The following is a 25761-nucleotide window of genomic DNA, read 5'->3' as shown; positions in this document are numbered from 1 at the left end:
TTGAGGAGTTGAATATGGATTGGTCATTGCTTTATAAAGGAGAACAGCGATCGTTGGCCGACTGGGGGATCAGCGCCCTAAAGCGACAACTTCGCAATCAGGCTGCCGATAGGGTTACCTTTGCAGTCAAATCGAAAGGAATACTCGATGAACCGGTTTTTGATGCGAATGAATATATAAAAATATACCATGGCGCTAGCATTTGGTTCCAGGGCGTGGTTACCATGACACCGGTTTACGGTTCCATGGATGCGGAGTTTCATAACTATACCTTATCTGGGACCTGGTGGTTTCTTGAAAATCTTATCTATCAACAGGTTTGGAAAGAACCTGTGGATCCGGATGATCCCTCAAGTTCGCTGAAAAATATTACGAAAAGTCACCTGATTTTGGGCCAAAATTCTGACGGTGATGCGATAACCATAGGCGATCAGATCGATGAAATTGTAAGCTATGCTATTGGTGCCTGCGCTGTGCCAATCCTGCTTGACGATCAGCTGGATCTGCCGGTGAATATTCCATTCGATGAATGCAAAGATCTTTCCTGCGCCGAGGCCATAAAAAAATTACTTCGCTGGATTCCAGATGCCATATGCTATTTTGATTATTCCACCGATACTCCAACCCTATATATTAAAACCAGAAGCCAGCTGGAGTCGGTTACATTTAACATACTATCTCAGACTGACATAGCTGAGTTTTCCATTCAGCCACGATATGATCTTCAGGTTTCTTCGGTGGTGCTTAAGTTTGAAAAAACCCACTCCACAGATGGTAAAAGTTGGAAAACGGTACAGGTTCAAAGGTGCCCAATTTCGGCCACCGGAACAGAACTGAAATCCTTGGTTATGGCCATAGAGCTCGAAGGTGTGCAGGCGACCTATGTTAAGCAATACATGAAAACCGAGCCAATCCAGATCGACAGCGTGGCCTGGTGGAAAGCTCATCTTCCTGGCCTGCAACAGGTACCAACGGATAGTATTTCCATTTCAGATCAGAGCAGATCTAGCCTGCTCCCAAATGAAATCATCCAGGGCAATGTGGCCGATTGGATGAACAGAACCGTCGAACAGGATGTGATTACTGCAAAAATATCCTATCAAACCACGGATGAATCGGTTTATAATCGTGCTGTGGCCGTGAAATTGAACGCCACTAATGCCACCACCTACACATATAAACGGCTTACTTCCTTGGTTACCGAAGAAGATGTGCCACTGGATCTAGCCGAACAGGTTTATAATAGTGTAAGTGTGTTGCAATTCGATGGATTTATTCGCTTCAGTGAAAAGGAACTTTCGCTGGCTTTCATGGGTAAGAAACTAAATCTTTCCGGTGGACAATCGGTTTGGAACACGATGGATGCTGTGGTTCAAGAAGTTAATGAAGACCTCGATGCCGGTGAAACCCTGGTGGTGTTTGGGCCGGCTAGGCATCTCGGTGCCGATGACCTTTCAGAGCTTACCAGGACAAATAGAACAAGATTCTCATCGAGAAATTTTGGTATCCGGTCAACGGCTGAAGCTGAAGGCAGCGGTTTTGTGGAACAGGGAAAATTTTCTCGAATCGAGAATTCTTCCTATGGCCCAGGTAAATATAAAAAAATCACATTCCAAGACCCTGAAGATTCTGGCAAATCGATGGTCCTGGACGTTTCAACTTTACCAACAGATTTGCTAGTGAAGTTGAGAGAAGAGGATGTTTCAGACTCGGGGGTTTTCAAGAAACGCTATTCCGTTGCCAGTGAACCATTTGTACCATGAACTATGACGAACTTCGATCCATTTCTCTGTAGGGTTAATGAAGCTGGTGTGCCACATTTCATTCCCATTAATAGCAATATTACGGATACGGTAACGATTTTATGGTTCGTTCCCAGTGATATGTGTAATTTTTACTGGCTACTGGAAAAGGTAACTTTTAACTATAGCTATACAATAACTCTAGATCAAACTCCGGAGTCTCCATATGTTATAAACAGGAATTTCAGTGCATTGGATTCTTCAATGCTTCCAAGATATAGGATAACTGGAGCCCCGAAATTTATAGGATCTAGTTATGATAGTTGGTGGAATTTTAGTTCCCTGGCCAGTATTGATTTATCCATGGTATATTTTAATGGTGAGGCTGGTGTCTATGGCGCAAAAATTGAATTTAAAGAATGGAGTAACCCGGAGGATGATCCAGTGCTCGAGTTAGCCTTTACAAAAAGAACCGGTGAATCCTGGGCCTATGTCAGCTATGAATTGACTTTTCTGAATACGCCTATCACTGTTTATTTGAATTACCTTACATCCTATATTTTGTCAGGAACCATAGATAGCTTCGAGATAACGGCGGAATTTTTTACCTAGTAGCGTCGGCGTTCTGGGTATTTTTTGTTTTTTGGCACATTCGTATATAGGTCATGGCCTCTGGCTTCAGGTACTTTTTTATAACAACATTAACGGAATTGAGCGATAGGCTTTTGAAGAAATCGTGACGATATCGTATATAATCCAATTTTTCTGGTTTTTCCTGGGAGCCAGATAGGGCTATAAGCCAATAGGATTCATCGTCCAGATCATTTTTTGTGTTTTGGATTATTGGCTCCAGCGCCCGGATAAATTCGTCTTCGGTGGCACCATTTTTATAGAGATCATTGATTTCTTTATCGACCATGTGCCTAACCATTTCGAATTTTGTTTGATCAATGGAAACATCTATCTTTAATAGCCCGAGATTTTCAAATGTGTCGTTATTATAACTCACCACACAGGGCGAATAGGCCTCTCCGAGTTCTTTTCGTACCTTAACTCTCAGCCTGTCACCTATTATGGATCCAATGACCGAGAGTATCCGATGATCAGAAATTGTTCTATTATTAAGACCACAGGTTATCCAAAAAACCGATAATAATTCCCTTTCATCGTCTCCATCGAAATAGTGCTGAAATAACCCGGAACTGTGATTTATGTTCAGTTTGCGCTCATTTTTATAGGCAGGTTTTGTGGCTTTTCTTGCGGGCAATGTCCCAAAGGTTTTCGCAACCTGACCGATGGCATCTTTAATGCTGACATTCCCAACAATTGTTATTTCCATCGGGCCGTGGCTAAGGGATTCCTGCATTAGGCCTTTGGCATCCTCCAATGTCAATTGGTTGATTCTATCAAAACTTGGTAAACAAAACCTAAAATCATTGTTGGTTATTAACTTGTACGTGACATCCATCAATTTCATGTTGGGAGTTTTTTCGAGCGCCACATAAAATCTTGCCATATTTTCCCTGAATTCTTGGATGGCTTCATTCCTGAAACCGGGTTGTTTAATATAATGATACAGCAGGGTTATCAGCAGATTAAAATCGTCCAAATCCGAGGATGATTGGCCATGGAGTTTGAAGCTATCGCTTTCTAGGACAAGGCTTGACATTGATACGTATTTGTCCGAAAGGATTTCATTGATATTAGTAATGCTATGGGTCAAAAGCCCTCCGTTGATAAATGTTGATTCGGCCAAAATATTGGAGCCTATCCTTGATTTATCTACCGCAAGCAACCCATTGCCAAACCTGACCGAAACATCTACTTGATTGATAGGCTTATGGATGGTTTTTACGTTTAACCTCACATTGTTAAAAAATCTTATCTGGCAAAAATCTAAATCTTTGATGTCTTTCCTGCTGATTACCTTCCCGGGTTCAAAATCTATCGCTGGAAGTTCATGGACATCCATTGATATATCCTGTTCAACCGGCAGGTCCCGTGCCTTTTCAAATGTTTCTTTTATTGCATTTTCCGGATCTTCCTCGGCTTTATTTGAGTTTATAGACAGATATAGATTGTCATTATTCCATATGAATTTAACCATATTTTCACAATCGGCTTTCGTGATTTCGTCGATTATCAAACTGTTCATCTCACATTCATCTTTAATTGCCAGAAAATGCCTGTGAGTGATATACGCATTGCACATATCTCTTATTATTTCAATGGACTTTCTATTTTCGGCTTTCCTGAGCTGCTCGCGTATAACTTTTCTGTATGCATTTACTTCCAGGTCAAATTCTTTGTCCGTGAATCCAAACTCCAGGACTTTTTTTATTTCTTGCCAGATAATCGTTAGGCATTCCTTCCAGTTATCCTGCCTACAGGTGAATTCTATGGATGATTGTTCACAGCCAAGAGCCCGGTTAAAGTTGAAAGAAAATTCACTTTCGGACAGCAGGAAATTTTTTTTCTTTTCGAGCTTATCCAATCTTAGGTTTATTATGGATGTAGCTATGGCTCTTAGTATGTCGTTCTTCCTTTGTTCAATGGTATCTTCTCTGTGGTGGTCGTTGCCATTGATGCAGGTGATATGGCCAGTTACTGATGGCAGATCATTCTCCACATTAAACTGATAAAATATTCCATGTCTATCGAAATTTCCCAAAAGCACATCGGCGACATCTGGGTCATGGTTCTTCATATCAGAAAACAGGTTTTTTATATCGGTTTCCACTGCCTCGGTGTTTTTTATTTTTCCAACCACCGCAAGAAACATCCTGTTCGGCGTATACCAGGTGGTGTAAAAATTTTTCAAATCTTCGGCGGTTATTTTTTCAATTATTTCTTTTTTTCCTATGGGAAATCTTTTAGGCATAATTGTTTCGCCATAGATAAATTGTATGAATTTTTTTGTGAGACGGGATTTATAATTATCTCCATCTCGGAGTTCAGCCAATATTACTCCGCGCTCACTATCTACTTCTTTTTGGCTTATGGTTAGGCCGTTCGCAAAATCATTCGCTACAATGAGGCATTTGGATATTTTTTCCGAATTTGTATCGGGTATTTTTATTTTGAAAATCGTATGCAAATAGGAAGTAGAGGCATTTAGGCCGGTACCAAAATCTATGCCGATTTTTTGCATTTCTTCGATCATATTTCCGCCGGGGAAATTTTTTGATCCACGGAATGCAATGTGCTCGAGAAAATGTGCTGCACCGGATTGTTCATCGGTTTCCATAATGGATCCGGCATTTACCACAAGGCGAATACAGATTTCTTGATTGGTAATCGTATCACTGTTATATATCGCATATTGAAAACCATTTCCCAGTTTTCCGTAAACCACATTCGGGTTATCTTTCATGCAAAATTGCATAGCTTTGGATTGTTCTATCTTAGAATTGCCTAAACACATATAGCATAAAAATTGACTTGCAAAACATAAAATTACTGAAATACACCATCTGGTTCTGTTAGTATTTGATTCTTTTGTGTTAACCATAGGTTTTTGGTATTAAAATGTTTTCTCGAAGTTAACCATGGGAATCATATTGCAAAGGAAATACTTTTCTGCTTTAAAAATGGTTGAGCATGAATATAATAAAAAAACGCCTTTTTCGATGACCCTGAAATTATATAAAGTTTCATTGTTTTTTTCATGCATGTCATTATTTATTGTATTCACCGTGTCCAGTATTGTTTTAATCAGAACCTGGAGGGAATATAAAAATGTTTTACATTTGGAGGCTTGTCAAGCTTCTGAGTTGGATTGTTTGCATAAAGATAATGAAAAATACAGGGCCCATATAATTCAGTTGCTCAACGACGATGAATTTGTAGAACACATAGCAAGACAAAGAATTGGTTATGTAGAGAATGATGAGATATTATTTCGTTTTGATTAGTTTTTTGGCTTAGATTATATGGAGGCAGTTGAGCGGGAGTTGCTTGAAAAATTTAGCTACTACGGGCAAGATCATGTTTTTAGATTTTTAAATGATCTTAATAGTACCGAGAGGGCCGATCTTTTGTGCCAGGCCAAAGGAATAAATTTACATAAATTATCCGGCAAAATTAGAACGTTATTGGCTCTGAACAATGGATTTATCGGCCTGCATTTTAAGGACGTGGCTACCCAGGTTAATTTTATTGGATTACCAAACAACGATACCGATGAAAAAAAATGGGCCGAGGCTTATCATATAGGCGAGAAGGCTCTAGGCGAGGGTCGTATCGCGGTTTTAACCGCTGCTGGTGGCCAAGGTAGTAGGCTTGGCCGGGCAAGTCCCAAAGGTATGCTGAAGGTAACTCCGGTCAATGGAAAAACTTTATTTCAGGTTTTTGCTGAAAAAATTCGATTCGCGGAAAAAAAATACGGCCATAAAATCCACTGGTTTATAATGACCAGCGACAGGAATCGTAACGAGATAATAAAATTTTTTTATGAAAATGATTCATTTGGCCTAGCTCACGTACATTTCTTTAATCAAGGATCTCTGCCGGCCGTTGATTTTTCAGGTAAGATAATGATGGAAGAAAAGCATAGGATAGCGATGCATCCGGATGGTCATGGTGGTGTATTTGGTGCTTTTGTAAACAGCGGCTTACTCGACATTTTAGATGAAAACGACATCGATATGATAAGCTATTTTCAGGTGGATAATCCGCTGGTAAGATGCATAGATCCACACTTTGTTGGATTTCATATAAAGCAGCAATCCCAAATGTCCTGTCGTATGGTTACCAAGACATATCCTGAGGAAAAAATAGGTGTTTTTTGTACCATGTATGATAAGACTGCCATTATAGAGTATAGCGATTTGTCAGCGGAACTTGCTGGTGAGAAAGACATTACAGGTCGGTTAAGATTCAGGGCCGGCAATGCAGCGATTCATATTTTTGACAGGGATTTTGTAAAAGCAATAGGTGATGAAAATGCTCTTAAGCAGCTGCAGGTTCATATGGCCAAGAAAAGGATCCCAACCATCGATGCCAATGGCAATTACATTGAACCAGAATCTGTTAATGGGGTTAAATTTGAAACATTTGTGTTTGATGCATTGCAGTTTGCTCAGAGGAGTCTAGTTCTGGAAGCGGATAGGCGGGAAAATTTTAGCCCAATAAAAAATTTGCATGGCACGGACTCTCTGGCTACCTGTAAGCAGAATCAGCTTAGGTTATTCGCAAGATGGCTTTTGGCTGGAGGGGCAGAAATTCCGGTCGATGCAACCGGATTACCACCGTTTAACATAGAAATCTCGCCGTTGTTTGCTGAGAATAAGGTGGATTTTTTGCTAAAATGGAATGCGCTTAAAGTGAAACCAGCCATTTCTGCCAATAGCTATATATCATGATTCTCCTGTTGGTTTTTGATAAATCTATACTCTGTGCCATCTAGCAATCGCTTTATGTTCGCTCTATGCATAAGGATTGCTATCACCATCAGGGCGATGCAGAAGACTATTGCTTCTTTGGGATAACCGAATAGATAGGATGTTAATGGCAAGCTTGTTACAAAAAATAAAGAGGCCAATGAAACGAACCTTGTGGCTTTAAATATAACCAACCAGGTAACCAGGCCAACGCCGAAGCAACCTGGCATTATGGCGAGCATTCCTCCCATGGTTGTGGTTATGCCTTTCCCTCCTTTAAATTTCAAAAAAATAGAAAAATTATGGCCGAGTATCAATCCGGCAAGCAATGCAATATTTACATTGATTGTAAAGTTTACATATTGGCGCAGAAATACATACTGCACAAGTGCCGTGGGGATAAATCCTTTTAAAAAATCAAGAATGAATACCAGGTTTCCTGCCTTGTTACCGACGGATCTTTTCACATTGGTTGCGCCGGGGTTTCCGCTATTAACCTTGAGTATATTGACTCCATGCATCCTGGATATGATGACAGCAAATGGTATCGAGCCGATGATGTATCCGATCAATAACACACCTGACATAAAATAGTTTTGTTCCGATATTTCCATAGAAAAACAAAGCCACTTGAGTTGACTATATGAAATTATTGCAACAACATTGTCGATCAAAAAATTAATTTTCCCAGCACATGGGTTTGTTCATTTTTGACTATTTTTACCTTCCTGATTTGATTGCTTATGTTCTGGGCACAATCGGTAACCACTTTTATGTAGTTTTCACTATAGCCAGGAAATTTTCCCTGATGTTCATCTTCGAATAGCACATCCACAATCTGTCCCACGTTATGGTCATAAAATTCGCTTCTTTTGTCTCGGCTTATCTGTCTTAGGAATTTGCTTCGATATATCTTTTCTTGTTCTGTTATAAAATCTTTACTTGCGGCCGCTGGAGTGCCAGGTCTTGGCGAAAACGTAAATATATGAGCATATTGGATCGGTGAGGTTTTTAAAAAATTTACCGATTCCATGAAATCTTTTTCGGATTCACCAGGAAATCCGACCATGATGTCTGTGCCCAGGCCAATGGTTGGTATAAATTTTGATATTTTTTGTATATATGTAAAAAAATCTTCAATGAAGTACCGCCGTTTCATTGCGGCTAGAATTGAATTTGATGCGGATTGCATTGGTATATGTAAATAGGCAGCCAACTTGTGGTTTTTATCAGCCATTTTTTCTAAAATTTTATCATCGATGGTTTTGAATTCTATGCTGCTGATCCGGATTCTTTCGATGCCATCCATATGGTTTATTGAATCGATCACATCAAAAAGTTTCCTGCTGTGATTTTCGTAGCTACCTATGTTGACGCCGGTTATTATTACTTCTTTCACGCCTATGTCGGCATGGGCTTTGACATCGTCCAAAATGTTTTTGAAATCTCTACTTCTAGGATGACCTCGGGTGAATGGGATGACGCAGTAGGAACAGAAAAAGTCGCATCCATCCTGTATTTTTAAGTTGTATCTTTTATTATAACTTGCCCTGGGTATTTTCTGCGAAAAATATCCAGTGTTCTCATTGCCAGGTTCTTCTATTAGAATTGGTACTTTATTTTTTGGCTTTGAAATTATTTCCAAGGCATGGCCGGCGATGGTATTTTTTTGTGAATTTGTTACGATGAGATCGATGCCGGTCATTTTGGCCAAAATATCTCTTCCAATAGTTGTGTAGCAACCAGTTACAATCACCCTAGCCATCGGAAATTTTAAAACCATCGACCTTATGTTCTGCAGGCATTTCGATGTGGCCTGGTTTGTGACGGCGCAGGTGTTGATAATTAGGAGATCCATATCACTGGTTATTTGCCTGGATATTTGCATACCAAGGTCTTCCAATTGTTCACCCAGGGTTACAATTTCTGATTGATTCAAACGGCAACCAAATGACAGGAGACAAACTTTCTTAGACATCCATCTGACTGTATATTGACAGGAATCTTTGGTTTCAACATAAATATGCAGCTTAGTCACCGCACTTTAGGACTTGAATATTTGATCGGTGTTGATAATGAGTCCTTTGGGTGGAGTCCTGTGAAAACATAAGTGCTGTGCTTGAGCGTTTCCTTTTCAGAAACGAGGAGTCGTTTTTTTCCATTGCGGAACTGACATTTGTAACAACGAAAAAGCCCTTTATGGCCCGTGGAAATTTGCCAGGCGTTAACTGTGGTGAGACGTTGATACTTAGTGGCCATTGGGATGAACATTCGAAATATGGTCGGCAATTTTTAATCCAGTCGTTTGTATCTTCCCTGCCGGCCGATGTCCGTGGCATTCGCAAATACCTTGGAAGTGGGTTAATTGCTGGTATAGGTAAGATATATGCGGACAAAATTGTTGACAAATTTGGTGCCAGGACCTTCGAGATCATATCGTCGGAGTCGGCACGATTGAGAGAGGTCCCTGGGGTTGGTCCAATGCGGGCCAAGAGCATAAAACGCGCTTGGGATGAGCAGGTTGCTATACGTGATATATTGATTTTTTTGCAAACCTATGGACTGTCGAATTCCGTATGCCTTAGGATTTATAAGACCTATGGTGACAAGGCAAAAACCATACTGGAGACCGATCCCTATAGGGTTGCCAACGAAGTGCCGGGCATTGGGTTTAAGACCGCCGACAGGATTGCGGCTAACCTGGGTGTGCCAAGCAACCATCATTCCCGGATAGAAGCTTGTATCTGTTTTTGTTTCAATAACTTCGAGACAGCTGGCCATACCTGTGTTAGCCGGGAAATGCTGCTTAAAACCGCCAGGGCTTTGTTGGAAATTCCCGAAGATAAAATTGACGATCAATTGAATTTTCTCATCCAGATTGGAAGCATTTTTGTGCTGGAAGGTGGGCTGCTGCAGTTACCGGCTCTAAAAATTGCCGAAGAAACCATTGCGAACAGCCTCCGTAGAATCTCAAAATCAATTGATAGGTCCTTGCCTAGCATAGACATCGACGGCGCAATCCTCTGGGCACAAAACCGAGAAGGATTTGTTTTTGCAAAGGAACAGGTTGATGCACTGAAAACCTCATTGACCAGCAAATTGTCCATAATAACCGGTGGGCCAGGCACCGGCAAAACAACGATTTTGCGTGCACTTGTGAGCATCTTGTCTGCAAAAGATGCAAAGGTTTTGTTGGCTTCGCCCACGGGACGCGCCGCTCAACGACTAGGTGAAATGACCGGAGTTCCTGCCAAAACCATTCATCGATTGTTGCAATTTACACCCGATGGCCACAGGTTTTTGCACGATGAAACCATGCCATTGGATGCAGATTTTGTGGTAATTGATGAAGCCAGTATGCTTGATACAAAGCTGGCTGCCGCATTATTTCGTGCACTAAATACCAGAACCAGCGTACTGTTAGTCGGCGATGTGGACCAGTTGCCGTCGGTGGGTGCTGGTAATGTTTTATGGGATTGCATAGATTCCAACATGTTTTCGGTCACGAGGTTGAAAAACGTATTTCGCCAGGATAATCGGAGCGATATCGTGTCGATGGCACACAGCATAATTTCTGGCAATCAGGGATTACCGGTGGTTACTAAAACCGTCTATGATGTCGATAAAAATAGAGACTTCAGTTTTATTCTCGCAACCACTCCGGAGGAATGTATAGAAATTGTAAAAATTCTATGTAAGGATCTATTACATGAATGGTATGGCATTGATCCGGTGGACGACGTACAGGTGTTGGTCCCATTACACAAGGGTAGCGTTGGGGTTATCAATTTTAATGAAATTTTACAGGAAACCTTTAGTCATGCTGCGTCGAAAACTTCATGGAATAATTTCAGGCTTGGAGATAAGGTTATCCAGCTCAGGAACAACTATGACAAAAATATCTTTAACGGTGATCTGGGCCGGATAATTTCTATGGATAGCCTGGAAGGCTTGATGACCGTGAATTTTAACGGCGAGAACGTTGAGCTTAAAAGGTCGGACCTCGGTGACATTGCCCTGGCCTATGCCATCACAATACATAAATCCCAGGGAAGCGAGTTTCCCATAGTTATATTACCGCTGATGAATCAGCACTACGTCATGTTGCAAAGGAATTTGGTATACACGGCCATAACCCGCGGCCGGAGTAAAGTTTTCCTGGTTGGAGATCCAAAATCCTATTATCTGGCGGTCAAAAACAATAAATCTACCGAAAGAATCACTGGGTTGAAGTATCTTCTAAAATAGGCTTATCATATCTCATGCAATTGAAAATTATCCCAACCAAAGAGTAGAGCAATAACAGGTTAGATCCGCCATAGCTTATAAATGGCAGCGATATGCCTTTTGTTGGCATGCAGCCGGTTACGACACACATGTTCATAATTGCCTGGTAGGTTATCATCAATGTCGCGCCATAGCCGAGCAGCCTGGGATACAGGGAACTCTGTTGCCGTAAAATCAATAGGCAGCTGATGGCAAACAGGAAAAATAAAAACATGATAAATCCTGTGAGAATGAACCCCATTTCTTCGCCAATCACGGCCAGGATAAAATCTGTATGTGCTTCTGGCAGATAGGATATTTTCTGCCTACCCAGACCGATACCTTCACCAAATATACCTCCGGCAGCAAAGCTCAACATGCCCTGCCAGAGTTGATAAGAGCCATCGGATTTATTGCCTTCGATATCTAAAAAAGACATTATCCTTTTCAATCGAACCGGGTTTAACCATATCAAAATGGAGAAAATAATTCCACCAAAAATCACCGTATATAACAGGTATACAATTTTTGCTCCGGATAAAAACAGTAACGTAATTGCAACAGAGATGAATAGAAACGCCGTGCCATAGTCCGGTTCAAGTAATATCAAGGTGGAAAAGATACAGGTGATTATCATCGGATAGCCAAAACCGTACAATAGGTTATCAATCAAATGGATATGTTTTGATATATAGGCGGACAACCAGATTATAATGGCGATTTTAGCGAACTCTGAGACCTGGATCCCGATACTTCCAATTTTTATCCATCGTCGCGACCCATTTACCACATGGCCAATGGGAGGGATTAGTACAAGGATTAGGGCGACAAACATGACATATGTGACCGGATTCCGCAGCCTATGCAGTAATTCCAGCGGGATGAACGCAAAGATCATCGCCGAAATCACCGAAATAATTAGCCAAATAAACTGTCTGGTTAGTAGTTTATCTGACATTGAAAATGAAGCACTTGAAAGTGCCAATAGCCCTAGGCCGGTTAGCAAAAAAACAACCACCAGGGGGCAAACCCCAATCCAACTGTTTTTAAAAAAGTCCCTATATTGCTTATAGTTACTGCTATTCACTTATCTGTACTATGGGTATATTATCTATTCCCTGGAAAAAATCAGAATCATTCATGAAGTCGTAATTGGAAGATTTGGCTTTGCTATTGCTGAGGTGTTCATTTTGCACGCTGGCAACTTTGGAAACACCAGGGCCTTCGGTGATGGACGCATCGATGGCAGTGTTAGGTGATGGTTTCGCTATAATTAATTTTTTACCAACCTGTAACCTGGATGGGTCACCTAGGCTATTTGCCTGCTGTAGATTAGAGACACTGATGCCGGATCGTTTGGCTATGGCTGCCAGGGTATCTCCGGGTTTAACAACGTATTCACCAAGAGGGATGGAGTGTGTATTGGCCGCCATCGAACTCGGATTAGAAAAATTTCTATTGCCACTTGGTATGACTATGGTTCTACCTGCTATTATTCGATCACTGGTCATATCATTGGCTGATTTTATGGCAGCGACGGTCACCCCGTATTTACTGGCTATTTTAGACAGTGTATCCCCGGATTGGATGGTGTATTTGTCACTAGAAGCCACACTTTTGACAGCATCCTCGGAGATGTTCGGCAGGAAGATTTTTTGTCCCACAAGTATTTTATCGTTTTTATCCAGGCTGTTAGCACTTAATATATCACCAACCTTCAGACCAAATCTGCGTGAAAGTTTCCATATGGTATCGCCTTTTTTTACCACATAGTCACTGCCGGATTTCGGCCTATCAGCCACCACCACATCCTTTGTAATATCGACATCAATGTCAATTAGTTCTGGAACTACAACCGGTCGATTTGGGATGTGTCGAGGCCTGGGCGATAGGGCAACCATGGGAGCCTCATCCGATTGAAGGTCATCAATTTTTACCACCGTATCGCCGGGGGTCGGCCCATCGTCCTTGTGGAAAATAGTACTACATCCGACCAATGCAAAACAACTTAACCCTATGCCACAAAACAGCAGCTTATAAAAAAATTTTACCAATTTCATATTAAATTTTATCTTCATCCCATTGAGTTACAACCCACAATTAAACTACATGCATACTGTATTAAATTTTCAAACTGAAAATGCATTTTTCGAAAAATTTACCTCTTTCTTTATAATCTTTAAATTGATCGAAACTGGTGAAAGCGGGGCTAAATAAAACAGTATCAGACACTAATTGTACGGATTCCCTTATTGCGCATTCAATGCTATGGGTGTATTTATAGGGTATGTGGTTTTGATGTAAGAGTTCACCCAGTGGACTGCCGGTTTCACCGATGAGCAGCGCATATTCGATTCTATGGCGAATAATGGGCAATAGATCTTCCATGGTTTCGCCTTTAGATCTGCCGCCACCAATCCATATTACCTTATGATTGAAGTTGTTAAGGGCTGCTCTAAGGGATGAAAATGTGGTAGATTTCGAATCATTCCAAAAAAATTTACCATATTTTTTGCACACAAATTCCAATCTATATTTTGGCGGCTTGAACTTTTCTATGAGCTGTTTTGTAAGTGGTATGTTGTTTCTGTCACAGAACCTTGCTGAAATTGCGAAATTTTCCCTATTTGTTGCCAGGGCCATGGATGTACCTGTGACCATAGATTCGTATTCATCGCTGTAGATACACTCGATTGCCTGGCTGAATTTTTTGCTGTTTATGTTGTTTTTTCTAGCAACCTCGGTTACGCTTTGACCGCAGAAGAATTGGTCAGATCGTAAGGTCTTTAATAAGTTTGACTTACAATTAAAGTATTCCTCCATCGTCCTGTGTTTATTCAAATGGTTTGGGTAAAAATTTGTCCACAGCAAAACGTCCGGTGAAAAAAGAGAAAGCATCGATGCCTGGAAAGAGCTGACTTCGCATATCAGGTAATCATTATCCACAATATCTTCGGATAGGACCACATCTGCCAATGGGCGGCCAATGTTACCACAGGCTATGGCTCTATAGCCAGCATTTTTCAGTATAAATGTCAAAAATTCCACCGTGGTTGTTTTCCCATTGGTACCTGTGACAGCAATGATTTTGCCCTGGTAACCTTTTATCATAGCTGCATAGGCGAGATCAAGTTCTGGGATACACTTTATGGAATGCTTTCTGGCCAGATCTACCCATTCATGGCCTGGCATGAAACTCGGACTACAGATTATGACATGATGTTTTTTTACATCGGCCTGGGTAAACCCAGCATAGGCTTCATTGAATTCATCATAGACGATACAGTTTAATTTCATTGATTGCAGCAGATTATATGCGGCAATTCCGCTTATTCCGGCGCCAAATATTCCAATGCTTTTAACATTTGATATTTCACGGAGTTCGTCTATTAACATAGCGGTAATGGAAATTAGCCAGCTGTCGATGGATATATTTTCACCTGCAAAGATCAACCTTTTTCTGGCAATTACTGGAAAAAGAGAAGATGGATTCCATGAGTTATATAGCCTGTTTTCTAGGATAAATCTCTATGATAGAATTCTGTTGAAATTAGACCAGGACAATTTGGGTGGATGCAGTATTTCATCCTCTGGTATTTACAAAATACCATTGGATGAAACCAACAGTATGGCCAGAGCCGTAAATATTATACGCAGTGTATCCGGGTTTAAAGGAAGCGTTAATATTCACATCCATAAAAAAATACCCGGCTGTGCAGGGCTAGGCGGAGGAAGTAGCAATGGAGCCTGCGTGTTTCTGTCATTGCTAAAGGCCATGGGACATACCATGGATACCAAGACTCTCCTGGCTTACCTGGCCAAAATAGGTTCAGATTGCCCATTTTTTTCGAAAAAAACTCCCCAATTGGTATCTGGTCGAGGTGATATCCTAACCGATCTAGATTCCAAATATGTCGACAAAATCCACAGGCTGAAATTTGTACTTTTTAAACCGAACATCGATATCTCTACGGCCTGGGCCTACGGTCAACTATCTGGAGATTATACTGATAAGCAGGTCTCCAACGAACTAATGACAGAATTCCTAATCTGTCTGGAGCAGGGGAAAAGAATTTTAATTTACAATGATTTCAATGCTGTGGTATTTGGTCATTATCCAACACTGGCGAAACTTAAAAACACCCTCGCGGATAACGGGTTTGATATGTCTTTTACAGGCTCTGGCAGTGCATGTTTGGTAAACTTCAACACCGACGCAGAACTGGAAGGCATAGCCTCTATAATAACAGCCGTATTAGGTAAAAATATTTTTATGAAAGTCGTAACCTGTTTGTGAAGCACCTGGAATTTGTTGTACCGTTAACGTGTGCTACAAGTTATTGACTATAATGTAAGAAGATATATAATAAAAAACGTGTTGCTAGGAGCCCTGGATGTATTGTAACGCCGTTTCTCTTATTTTCATGTTCTATTGGTTTTATTTTATAGGTAACACAATTTTCACAAATCATAGTCACGCTGATGTTGAATCGGGTTCAAAGATAGCAGATTTTGAGCAAAAAACAGATATCTATGATGCCGGAAATGAAAAAACAGAACAATCAATGGATGGAAAAAGAAAAAATTATGACAAATTGGACCGGCGTAGCAAAGAATTTACCCTGATAAGGGCCAGGTCACTTTGTTTTAATTCTGACTATGAAGAGGCCTTTAGGTTGGTAAGTCTTATTCTGGAATATGAACCTGATAACAAGGATGCTTTGTATCTTAAGGCATTAATTAATAGAAATATGCGTACATTCGATAGGCTAGCTCAAAAGGACTACCTGGAATCAAAGACCGAGATGATGAATACCGTTGATAAATCCTGGGAATCCCCAAAAATAATCGAGGCTGATATTCCTGTCACGGAATACGAAATTGATGACGATCCTATAATAAAAAAGCTATCAAGCATAGTGATACCAAAAATTTCTTTCAATAAAACACCGTTGTCCCACGTAATAGAAACCATAATTGAATTGTCAGAACAATATGATAAGGATGAAAACAAAGATACCAAAGGTGTAAACATAGTACTGATTAGGGCCAATGAAATCGATCCATGTATTAGTCTTAATCTAAGAGCATTGTCCCTTGGCAAGGTTCTTAACTTTGTAGCCAGAGCAAGCAATTTTCAACTGGATATAGAAGATAATGCCATAATGCTGACCCAGGCCGGTAGCCCGAAGGTAAATAATTTGGAAACAAAATTTTTCACCATCTCCAGGTCGACGATCATAAGAATGACTGGGCTTCAGGATGACCAGTTGGATTTTTCCACCGAGGCTGGAAGTGCAAATGCTAAAAAATCAAAAAAAATGTGGCCTAAAAAAGATAAAAATTTATTTAACAAATCGACAAAAAATTTTGCCGAAGCTCCGGCTATTGAAATAAAAGCTCCGAAAGAACAAAAACAAAAAACCACTCTAATTGCCAAGGAGGAAAAATTAATAAAGCAATTTCTCCAGCATGCTGGTGTAAATTTTGTTGGAATAGAAGGCAGTGATATCGCCTATGATGGAACTCAACTTATTGTAACTCAAACACCAAGAAACATAAAAAGGGTTGCAGAAATACTCAGGAAATACAATTCGGTCAAACAGGTTGAGATAGAAACAAAATTTTTGGAGGTTCAACAGGGTGTTTTAGATGAGTTAAATTTCAACTGGACAGTGTCCTTTGGTAAGCCTCACAAGGAGCAATATCTTAGAACCGGTGGAAAGGACTCCAAGGCAAGGGACGCCTTGAGATCCCTAGGCAGTACCTTTGGATTACAGGATTCTGCCAGTGGCGAGGGGTCGATTGTTCAAAGGGTAAACGATAGCGCAACCAATACAACGCGCATAGAAAAAACTGATATATCAAACACATTACCTTCGTCACCAAGTGGCGTAAATCTAGGCATGGGAATAGGTGCTATGGGTGCGATCACCGGTGTGTATAACAGTGTCAAGGTAAATTTACTGATAAAGGCGCTGGAGCAACAATCGGGATCAAATCTGATGAGTGCTCCAAAACTGACTGTATTATCAGGTAAAACAGCCAAAATAACCGTTGCCCAGGAATTTATTTATCCAAGGACCTATAGCGCAATAACCTCTGATGTGGGTTCTACGACCAGTGCCACCGGTACAGGTGCAGCTGGTGTTACCATAACGGCCGGTACACCTAGTGATTTTACCACAAGGAACCTTGGAGTTGAAATGAGTGTCACACCGGTGGTTGAGGAAAACAATTGCATAAGCATGCGGCTAGAACCTCGGGTTACGGAATTCGAAAAATTTATAGAATATGGTGGCAGAAGCATAGCTATTTCCGGAGACACAACTGTCAATATCCCCTCGGGATTTCTTCAGCCAATTTTTTCAACTCGTGAAATAAAAACCGAGGTGACAGTGTTTGATGGAGCTACGGTGGTGATGGGTGGATTGACCAGAGAAGAGATCAAAGAAGTCCATGATAAAATTCCCATATTAGGTGATATCCCACTGGTTGGTAAGCTCTTTAGATCCAAAGGCGAAACATCGCAAAAAAAGAACCTCCTTATTTTTGTTACGGCGAACATTCTTTCCCCGGGTGGCGTTCCACTAAGACATGCACCAACCAAGAATAATAGAACCAATGTATATAAAACAAAACTGGAAGGTATGCATGAACCTCCACCAAATCCGAATAGCACCAAATAGTGCATTGGTATCTAAGTTATTACAAAAATTACAAAAATTACAAAAATAGTTCCGACTCACTGAAAAATCTTTTTATTTCCTTCTGGGCGCTCTCAGCCGAATCCGATGCATGGGCGATGTTTCTCATCTTATCCTGGCCAAAATCGCCACGAATTGTGCCTTTTGGAGCCTGGGCAGAATCGGTGGGGCCTAGCAAATCTCTGAGCTTTTTTATACCATCGAGGCCTCTTAGCACCAGCACAATAACCGGACAAGAACCCATGAATGATAGTATTTCTGGGAAAAATGGCAAACTGGCTAGATGCGAATAATGATCCTTCAATATATCGGATCCCAGGGCCATCATTTTACAGGCAACTATATCCAGGCCAACCTGTTGAACTCTATCAATCACCTTACCAGAAAGCTTTTTCTCCATGCAATCCGGCTTCAAGATCATTAGGGTATTTTCAATCACAGGATCAATGGCTACTGTATTTATAGTGTTTGGCAACAGTATTTCTGAACTTTTATGCATAGCATTATCACCATTCGATTCCACCGTTTTTATGTTTATTAGACCTGGGGCTGCGCATAATAGAACAAATGGGAAGCATAGGCTGGTGAGAACAAATCTGTAAAAACATAAAAAACATAAAAGACATAAAAGACATACCCATTCAATCGCTCAAAATTAAGCGGTTCTGTGGTATATAGTTATATTTTTTTACAATATTATTATTACTATGCCAGGGCTCAATGGAAAGGCAGTTTCTATTACCTCTCATATTTCTGTGCTGATGATACTCGTTACCATGGCAGTGGCTGAAAAGTTTTTGATAGGTAAGCACTAGTGGTACTTTATATCCTCATAAATTGATCAACCGGCGATAACCCTTGGGTCGGGCCACTTGGCTGAATTGGCTCACCAGGGCTGGTTTTGTCAGAGGGATTTGATATTCCTTGCATAAATTCAACCATCTTCTCTTTTAAAGAGGTGGCTTTGGTAATAAATTTTTCCAGAATCTTTTTCAGGTTATCCAGGTTGATAACATTTGCTGGTAGCAATGATGCTACTCCTATGTTTTTCGACTCATCATCATAGGAAAATGTCATACCTTCGGTGTTGCTTTGGGCACAATTTTCACAGGTAAAATATTTTAACGTATTGTGTTGATTCATTTCCGGAACTTCGCCCAGTTCGGCATAGAAAACGATTCCATCAAAATAGTCATTGAACTTCATATGAAGCTGCATGTCATCATTTATCGATATGCAACAATAATTTTCGTTATCTACATTTAGTGATATACCTATTTCGTTGCCAAATGCAGTCACGGCTTCCGCCATCAGTTCACAACCACCCATTGTGAGTTAAATTTTAAATATATCGGGTCAAAGGTCAAGATACAAATGCCCTGGGCCACCGGCTAATCATTGGCTATCATCACCAAAGACCCACAAGGTACAATATCATATAGTTCTATTAGGTCGTTGGTTTTCATACATATGCAACCATTGGATATTCTTTCACCGATTTTTTCATCATGGATTGTACCATGTATATATATATAACGCTCATAGGAGTCGCAGTTTCCGCCTTTGTTAAACCCCTGCTGTAGGCCAGATAGCCTTAGTATGCGTGTTGTAACATAGTTGCCTTTCTGTTCGGAAGGATCCAAATCGAAGTAGGTTTTGTTTGTGGCTACGCGGCCTTTCAGGATTGTGCCTGGCGGTAAATTATCTCCATATTTTTCGATTATTTCATGTAACCCTAGGGGAGTCCCAAGAGAATCTTTCAGCTGTGATATAGGCTTGCGCGAATAGGAAATAACATAGGATTTGGATAACAGCCAGCTATTATAATGGTACAATCTCGATTTTGAAAGCGATATATAGATCGCATGTGCTGTAATTTTACAGCCAATTTCTGTGCAACATTCGGTTATTATCATCCTGTGATGGTCTGCTAGGCTTGTCATGATATGGTCACAGCATAGGCGGGATTTGATTAGTAGACAATGAGATAATACCTATAATATGACAAAACGTTATTGACATATTTGGAATAGTGATTGGATAATAGGGAAAGATATGGTGGCTTTAATTATAAATATATGGCCGGTAGGGTATATATATAAAAAAAGCTTTTTTATTTTTGTAGTTTCATTATTATCAAGTTGGTGGTTTTGTTTAAAAAAGTCAGTAAAAATAATTCTTCAGGCAGTATATTGCTACTTGTGCTAAGTTTGATGCTGATTGCGACCAGTTTGGTCACTGTGTTCATTAAAAGCGTTATATCTGAAATTACCTATAATTCTCAGCTAAAAGAGCCAATTGATTTAAAGATTAAGGCATACTCTTACATGGATTTGGTCATCGCCACCCTCGATCAATTAAAAAAAGAGTGGGGCGGTGGATTACTTTTTACCCGAGGTTGGCTGAGAGGATATGAGGAGATACCAGTAAGTGAAGGTAAAAAGGGAAATTATGTTTTGAAAAAATACGCTCTGAATAATTATTTAATGCAGACTATAACGCAAAGAGCTGGAATACCAAATTCAGATTTTATCAAAGAAAAGTTATCAAATGTGGAAGGTGAAAATGGTAGTATAATACAACAACATGAATATATTACCGGAATAAAGGATGGTGATATGACGATAAAAATAACAGTGGAGGATGAAACCGGTAAGCTCCCACTATGTGCTGAATTTTATAAAAAGCTAACGGGTGAAAAGTCTGGGAAGGTTGAAAACATATATGCAGGTATTATCAGTCGTTGTGTGTTAGCCAAAGGGTTACAAAACAAGAACATAAAGGCAATCATTGAAACCATATTAGCATCACAACTACAGGTAAGGTCCTTGGAACACTTTGCTAAGCTATTTCAAGAAGAGTGGTGTAAAGTTAAGGGTAATGAAAATAAATTTTTTGACGAAAATGGAATCGAGACTTCATATTTTGCTGAACTACGCAAATATTTTACCATTATACCAAATTTGGGAAAAGATGTTAATAATTTCAAGATAAATATACTTACAGCTGCTAGTATTATTATTGATGGCAATACTATAGTTGGTCCACAATCATCTGAGCCAAATACTGGATTATTGTGTGCAGGTAGTAATGAGTATAGTGATAATTTTTATTCACACAATGACTTTAGGGATGAATGGCTATATGAAGTAAAAATAATCAGAAGCGCCAGATCAAAGGATAACAATGCATTAATAAATGCCAGAAAAAATCCACAGCAATACTCTAAATATAAGGAAGCTATCGTGCAAAAAAGCGCTGAGGCTAATAATAGAGACAAAAGCTTTCCTCGTGGTAGGTTTAAGAACTTTATCGGAATTGATGCCACACATTTGAAAATTACAATAAAAGTCTCTAAATCCACTGCAGATGAATTCACTTTGGTAGCGCTTGTAAATTCTATACCTGCTAATAAATCTAAAGGTAGGTTTGAAACATTTGATATTTTAAGTATAAGTGAAACATGACATGTTATATAATAAATGGCAACTAGAAAAAAGTTAAGACCTGGAACCCTGGAGAGATACAGGATCATACGTGAAAGTGTATCATTTATCAGCAGTGATCTTTTTTTCGCATCTGGATACCAATTACCCGATGAGAAAATTTCCGATAAGAGCCTAGGGGATATAGTGTCATTGAGCCTTGAAACTTCTAGCCCTTTTCAAGAAGATGACATGTTTTATGGTTTTTTCGTAAATCGTAAAAATGGCAGTGTGTTCATATATTCCACACTTAGGGAAAGGATTGTGTCATCCTATAGCGATTCTGATTATATGTTTCCAGAATTTTTACCAGCTCTGCTGATTAATACTGGTTCGGAAGATGTCGTATTTAAGCGTAATAATAGGATGATTGTTATAGAAAAAATAGATGGCTCATTTTTTGGTATAAGGTCATTTGACGATAGCAAGGATTTACATTTGCCGGTGGTGGAGTTGCGCAAATATAGAGTGGTTATTTCTGAAGGAATAAAGCTTTTTGTTACCATAACATCGAATGGCAATGTCACAGAACAAAAAACATTACTAAGTTTCAAAAATAAAGAATTTTGGTGGATGGAACTGCATGACAGGTATTTTAACTCTGCCAGAAGTAAAGCCAAAGTTTTGCAATTATTATCATTCGATTGTGGTGTTTTAGCCGCTCTTGTGGCCACTGCAGCGTTTTTATTTTTGTCTGGGATCGAACGTAATGTATCGAAAGAAACGTCCATTTCCCGCACTTTAGCTGATAAAGAAAAAATAGTGAAGATGGTTAAGGAAAAAAATGAAAGGCTACATGAATTGGATTCTTTTGCTAAAAAAAGGCAAATATATTTCAAAATGCTTAACGATGTCAACAGGCTGAGGCCGGATAAAATTTCGTTTAAATCTGTTAAGGGTACTGCTTGCAACAAGCTAGAGATCTCAGCTGTGGCAAAGATGGAAATAAAAGAAGTAAACGCATACACAGATAAGCTATCGGAATTAGATTCATTACGATCAGTTAAATGTATTAGGCCTGTGACCAGCGGAGGTCAAACTACGTTTTCCATAGTATTGGAGGCAAAGGAATCATGAATATATTCGCCAAATTAAAAGGTATGTTTTTCTACATGAGTCCAAATATACGCAGGATCATTCTAATTACAGCTTTTTCTTTGTTGATCTCTTCACTGTATCTTGTGTCTAAAAATACTAAAATTTTAGTAGAAATGCGGACTAATAATGAAAATTTAATGTCTAGTCAAAAAAAATGGCTTGATGACGAAAAAATTATTTCCGATGAATTTAAAGATACTGTAGCTAATATTTTTAAAAATGATAAAATGGATGAGCATCGATTAATGGAGGTGGTAGACGATGCGGCACGCGAGGCTGATGAACAATATTCGCTAGAAAGTCCATCAACCGAATCAAAGGATTTTTTCGAATTTCATAAAATTGCTATCAGTTTCTCGGGGTTAAAAATGGAAAGTTTGTTGTTATTTGATAATATGATAGAGACTCAACAAAAGAATTTGCGTGTGGAGGAAGTTGATCTGTCATCGTCGGGTAATGGCATAATATCTGCGAAATTTGTCATTACGGCTCTTGGTATAAACAGTGAAAAACAAAATATCAATGATCTGATAGCTAATTTGATAAAAGACACAAATATGTATGTGTTACCACAAATATACATGAATTACGATTTTATAAATGAAAATGAATAGAGGCAAAGTTTTATTTTTAACCATTTTATGTTTTTTTGCGTATACCTCTTCACACTGTGCAGATTTAGACGAGGATATGGACCAATTGGACCAACAACATGAAGATAATAACCCTATGGCAGCTGGCGAGATTGGTGGTGATGATGCTGAAAATAGCAATGACTCTGACGGCTCTAATGGTGGTAACAATACCGAGGCCGAGGTGGATGATAATACCGAGGTGGATGATGATAGTGATCCAAGCAATGACATAGTGGAACAACTTGTTTTAGCCGAAGAAGGGGTTAATCAGGTGCTATCCATATTAGAGAAATTAACCGGCAAAACGGTTTTGAGGGAAAAAATACCAGAGACTAAAATAAGCCTGGAAATTCAGCAGCCTATGACAAGGGCCGAAGCCATATTGGCCATAGAAAGCTTATTGGCTTTGAATGGCATAGCAATAATAGATATGGGCGATGATTTTATCAAAGCTGTTACAGCTAAAAATACCTCTAGTAACGCGCCGGAGCTGGTTGATGATACACTAGTTGATGTGGTTGCCAGCCAAAAGGCCTATTCGAAATTTTTTACATTTTCATACCTCGATGCTGGTGACTTCAATAAGCTAATAAAACCTCTAGTCACCGGCTCGCTGTCCCAGGTAATTCATTTCCAGTCATCGAATTCGCTGTTGGTTATAGATAGTCTCGCCAATTTGCAGAGAATAGAGGAAATAGTAAAAAGGGTAGATGTGCCGATTGATATAAAAGAGGAGATGTATTTTCATGTGCTAAACAATGTAAAGGTTTCATCGGTGATGAAGTGCATAAAGGATATATGCAATCATGGTTCGTTTAAAAAATATTTTTCAAACAATACTACCATCGAAAGCGATGAAACGACCAATCAGCTTATAATAATGGCACCTTCGGAAAGTCTAAGTGTGATCAAAAGAATTATAACCAACCTAGATGTAAATAAGGAGCCGCTAACCAGGACCGAGGTAATTAGGATAAAACATGGTGATGCCAAAGATATCTCGGAAGTAATGAGAAAAATAATAGATGAACAACGAAAACAAGAAGATAAGGCCAATTCCTATAGACTTGCTAATCTAGAATTGCAGGCTCAGAGGAATCAAAATTCCGCACCCGTACCGCCCAGATTCTCAATAGGTATGCCAAATAGCGCCGATACAAGTTCTGCCAACTCCATAAGCAATCAATTAGGTGAACAGGATATGCAATTTTCTAATTCATTGGCTATTGAACACGATGATCGCAGCAATTCTATCATAGTCCACGGAACCCCTTCGGATATTTCCAGGGTGAAGTCAATTATAAGCAAACTTGATGTGCTACTGGATCAGGTCAGGATAGAAGTGGTTATTGCCCAGGTGACGCTGGATAAGGGGCAGGTAAGTGGACTGGATGCTTTCAATGTTGGCTTTAAACCGTCCGGTGGTTCATCTGGTGGCTCATCCGGTGGCGAAGGTGGGGCAGAGGGAGCCTCTTCTTCATCAGACTCGTCCGGTGGTAAAGGTAGTGAGATAAGCTATACCATTGGTGGAGCTGATAGCCATTTCAAACTGACAGGAAATTTAAGGAATTTTTCACTAGATACTGTGTTTGGAAAAGCCAAAACCGACTCAAATATAAAAATAATGTCGGCACCAACCATAGTTACAACCCATAACAGGGAAGCTTTGATAGAAGTTGGAGAATCCATGCCGATCCTTGAATCAAGTGTATCCGATGCCAATACCGGCGGTGGAGTAAAAACCAATATAACCTACAAGAATGTTGGCATTATGCTGAAAGTTAAGCCGCTTATTGGTAATAATGGGATAATTCAGTTGGAAATAGAACAGAAAATTGAAAAGAAAATAGGGGAAGCCGTATTTTCCGCAGGGACTCAACCTATTATTTCTACAAAACATGCAACCTCGTTTGTAAGCGTAGCCGATATGGACGTAGTTGTGATGGCAGGATTACAGGAAAAAATTATGGAAAATAGCGGAGGCAAGATGTGGTTATTAGGCGATTTACCAGTTGTCGGCGATGCACTGTTTTCTTCAAGAAGGAGGAAAGAAACAACAACAGAACTAATAATATTCATCAAGCCGACGATAATATTACAGCCCCAGGATGAGGTTGGCTATCTCGAAAAAAGATTAACTGCTGCAGACCTCACCCAGGATATGAATTCCTATATTAGAAACGGAAAATTCAAAGATGGAGAGCCATTCCCTGAAGACACCTTGTTTGGATTACAGTTAGCTGAAAGTAGGAGAAAAAAGCGCGAACGCGAAAAAATATTACAGGAACATCAACAGCTAGAATTGGAGGAGAAAAGTAAAGATACAACGGTTAATAATGTGACCAATGTACCGCAGGATGGAAATAAAAATAATAAAAGTCAAAATAATACCGGTGGAAATGTAGGTGATAAGAACAACATAAAGCGATTTCGCAGGAGAAGGTAGT

20 protein-coding genes are annotated in these 25761 nt (G+C 39.7%); 11 read left to right on the top strand and 9 right to left on the bottom strand.

What is annotated here, in order from left to right; all coding sequences use genetic code 11:
* The first annotated feature begins 14 nt into the window (after positions 1 to 14).
* Positions 15 to 1763, top strand: coding sequence for a hypothetical protein (locus LBB20_02875; GenBank protein MDR2735754.1), 1749 nt, complete (start codon positions 15 to 17; stop codon positions 1761 to 1763).
* Between the two features lie 3 nt (positions 1764 to 1766).
* A complete protein-coding gene (locus tag LBB20_02870) occupies positions 1767 to 2354 on the top strand; it encodes a hypothetical protein (GenBank protein ID MDR2735753.1) in 588 nt (195 codons plus the stop codon).
* On the opposite strand, the gene LBB20_02865 is transcribed toward LBB20_02870, so the two are convergent.
* Positions 2347 to 5127 carry an insulinase family protein gene (locus LBB20_02865; GenBank protein ID MDR2735752.1) on the bottom strand — a complete coding sequence of 927 codons (2781 nt, stop codon included), beginning with the start codon at positions 5125 to 5127 and terminating at the stop codon, positions 2347 to 2349. The two genes, LBB20_02870 and LBB20_02865, sit on opposite strands and share 8 nt — an antisense overlap.
* Positions 5128 to 5290: 163 nt before the next feature.
* Between LBB20_02865 and LBB20_02860 the strand changes: the two genes are divergently transcribed.
* Together LBB20_02860 and LBB20_02855 are read left to right on the top strand one after the other, a co-directional pair.
* Positions 5291 to 5656 (top strand): septum formation initiator family protein, encoded by a 366-nt coding sequence (locus LBB20_02860; protein ID MDR2735751.1) that lies wholly within the window; start codon positions 5291 to 5293, stop codon positions 5654 to 5656.
* An 18-nt stretch (positions 5657 to 5674) separates the two neighbouring features.
* Positions 5675 to 7105, top strand: coding sequence for a UDPGP type 1 family protein (locus tag LBB20_02855; protein ID MDR2735750.1), 1431 nt, complete (start codon positions 5675 to 5677; stop codon positions 7103 to 7105).
* On the opposite strand, the gene plsY is transcribed toward LBB20_02855, so the two are convergent.
* Together plsY and mtaB are read right to left on the bottom strand one after the other, a co-directional pair.
* The gene (plsY, locus tag LBB20_02850) at positions 7093 to 7737 is read right to left on the bottom strand and encodes a glycerol-3-phosphate 1-O-acyltransferase PlsY (GenBank protein MDR2735749.1); all 645 of its coding nucleotides are present in this window, start codon (positions 7735 to 7737) and stop codon (positions 7093 to 7095) included. The two genes, LBB20_02855 and plsY, sit on opposite strands and share 13 nt — an antisense overlap.
* Positions 7738 to 7793: 56 nt before the next feature.
* Complete coding sequence (mtaB, locus tag LBB20_02845) at positions 7794 to 9101, bottom strand: tRNA (N(6)-L-threonylcarbamoyladenosine(37)-C(2))-methylthiotransferase MtaB (GenBank protein ID MDR2735748.1); 1308 nt, start codon at positions 9099 to 9101, stop codon at positions 7794 to 7796.
* 110 nt (positions 9102 to 9211) lie between these two features.
* Between mtaB and LBB20_02840 the strand changes: the two genes are divergently transcribed.
* Positions 9212 to 11371, top strand: coding sequence for an ATP-dependent RecD-like DNA helicase (locus tag LBB20_02840; protein MDR2735747.1), 2160 nt, complete (start codon positions 9212 to 9214; stop codon positions 11369 to 11371).
* Here LBB20_02840 and LBB20_02835 read toward each other — a convergent pair.
* From LBB20_02835 to murD, 3 genes are all read right to left on the bottom strand, one after another.
* Positions 11343 to 12407 (bottom strand): putative lipid II flippase FtsW, encoded by a 1065-nt coding sequence (locus tag LBB20_02835; GenBank protein MDR2735746.1) that lies wholly within the window; start codon positions 12405 to 12407, stop codon positions 11343 to 11345. The two genes, LBB20_02840 and LBB20_02835, sit on opposite strands and share 29 nt — an antisense overlap.
* A 61-nt stretch (positions 12408 to 12468) precedes the next feature.
* Positions 12469 to 13449 (bottom strand): LysM peptidoglycan-binding domain-containing protein, encoded by a 981-nt coding sequence (locus LBB20_02830; GenBank protein MDR2735745.1) that lies wholly within the window; start codon positions 13447 to 13449, stop codon positions 12469 to 12471.
* A 61-nt stretch (positions 13450 to 13510) separates the two neighbouring features.
* A complete protein-coding gene (gene murD / locus LBB20_02825; protein ID MDR2735744.1) occupies positions 13511 to 14785 on the bottom strand; it encodes a UDP-N-acetylmuramoyl-L-alanine--D-glutamate ligase in 1275 nt (424 codons plus the stop codon).
* A gap of 28 nt (positions 14786 to 14813) precedes the next feature.
* On the opposite strand from murD, the gene ispE reads away from it, so the two are divergent.
* The gene (gene ispE, locus LBB20_02820) at positions 14814 to 15686 is read left to right on the top strand and encodes a 4-(cytidine 5'-diphospho)-2-C-methyl-D-erythritol kinase (protein ID MDR2735743.1); all 873 of its coding nucleotides are present in this window, start codon (positions 14814 to 14816) and stop codon (positions 15684 to 15686) included.
* Positions 15687 to 15813: 127 nt separating this feature from the next.
* A complete protein-coding gene (locus tag LBB20_02815; protein ID MDR2735742.1) occupies positions 15814 to 18078 on the top strand; it encodes a hypothetical protein in 2265 nt (754 codons plus the stop codon).
* Positions 18079 to 18115: 37 nt separating this feature from the next.
* Here LBB20_02815 and LBB20_02810 read toward each other — a convergent pair whose 3' ends face one another.
* The 3 genes from LBB20_02810 to LBB20_02800 form a co-directional block, all read right to left on the bottom strand.
* A complete protein-coding gene (locus LBB20_02810; GenBank protein MDR2735741.1) occupies positions 18116 to 18595 on the bottom strand; it encodes a nucleoside-diphosphate kinase in 480 nt (159 codons plus the stop codon).
* Positions 18596 to 18918: 323 nt separating this feature from the next.
* A complete protein-coding gene (locus tag LBB20_02805) occupies positions 18919 to 19425 on the bottom strand; it encodes a type III secretion system chaperone (GenBank protein MDR2735740.1) in 507 nt (168 codons plus the stop codon).
* A 62-nt stretch (positions 19426 to 19487) separates the two neighbouring features.
* Entirely contained in the window at positions 19488 to 20039 is a 552-nt protein-coding gene (locus LBB20_02800) for a L,D-transpeptidase (GenBank protein ID MDR2735739.1), read from the bottom strand.
* Between the two features lie 201 nt (positions 20040 to 20240).
* On the opposite strand from LBB20_02800, the gene LBB20_02795 reads away from it, so the two are divergent.
* From LBB20_02795 to LBB20_02780, 4 genes are read left to right on the top strand one after another with little or no spacing between them, the layout of a single operon-like run.
* Entirely contained in the window at positions 20241 to 21563 is a 1323-nt protein-coding gene (locus LBB20_02795) for a hypothetical protein (protein ID MDR2735738.1), read from the top strand.
* Positions 21564 to 21578: 15 nt separating this feature from the next.
* The gene (locus tag LBB20_02790) at positions 21579 to 22658 is read left to right on the top strand and encodes a hypothetical protein (protein MDR2735737.1); all 1080 of its coding nucleotides are present in this window, start codon (positions 21579 to 21581) and stop codon (positions 22656 to 22658) included.
* The gene (locus LBB20_02785; protein MDR2735736.1) at positions 22655 to 23293 is read left to right on the top strand and encodes a hypothetical protein; all 639 of its coding nucleotides are present in this window, start codon (positions 22655 to 22657) and stop codon (positions 23291 to 23293) included. Before LBB20_02790 ends, LBB20_02785 begins: the two co-directional genes overlap by 4 nt.
* The gene (locus LBB20_02780; protein MDR2735735.1) at positions 23280 to 25760 is read left to right on the top strand and encodes a hypothetical protein; all 2481 of its coding nucleotides are present in this window, start codon (positions 23280 to 23282) and stop codon (positions 25758 to 25760) included. The genes LBB20_02785 and LBB20_02780 overlap by 14 nt, the downstream gene beginning before the upstream one ends.
* The last annotated feature ends 1 nt before the right edge of the window (position 25761 follow it).

This window comes from Puniceicoccales bacterium (assembly GCA_031283585.1).
Taxonomy (GTDB): Bacteria; Verrucomicrobiota; Verrucomicrobiia; order Opitutales; family LL51; genus JAIRTH01.
The sequence above is the reverse complement of the archived record's forward strand: the minus strand, read 5'-3'. Positions and strand labels throughout refer to the sequence as shown.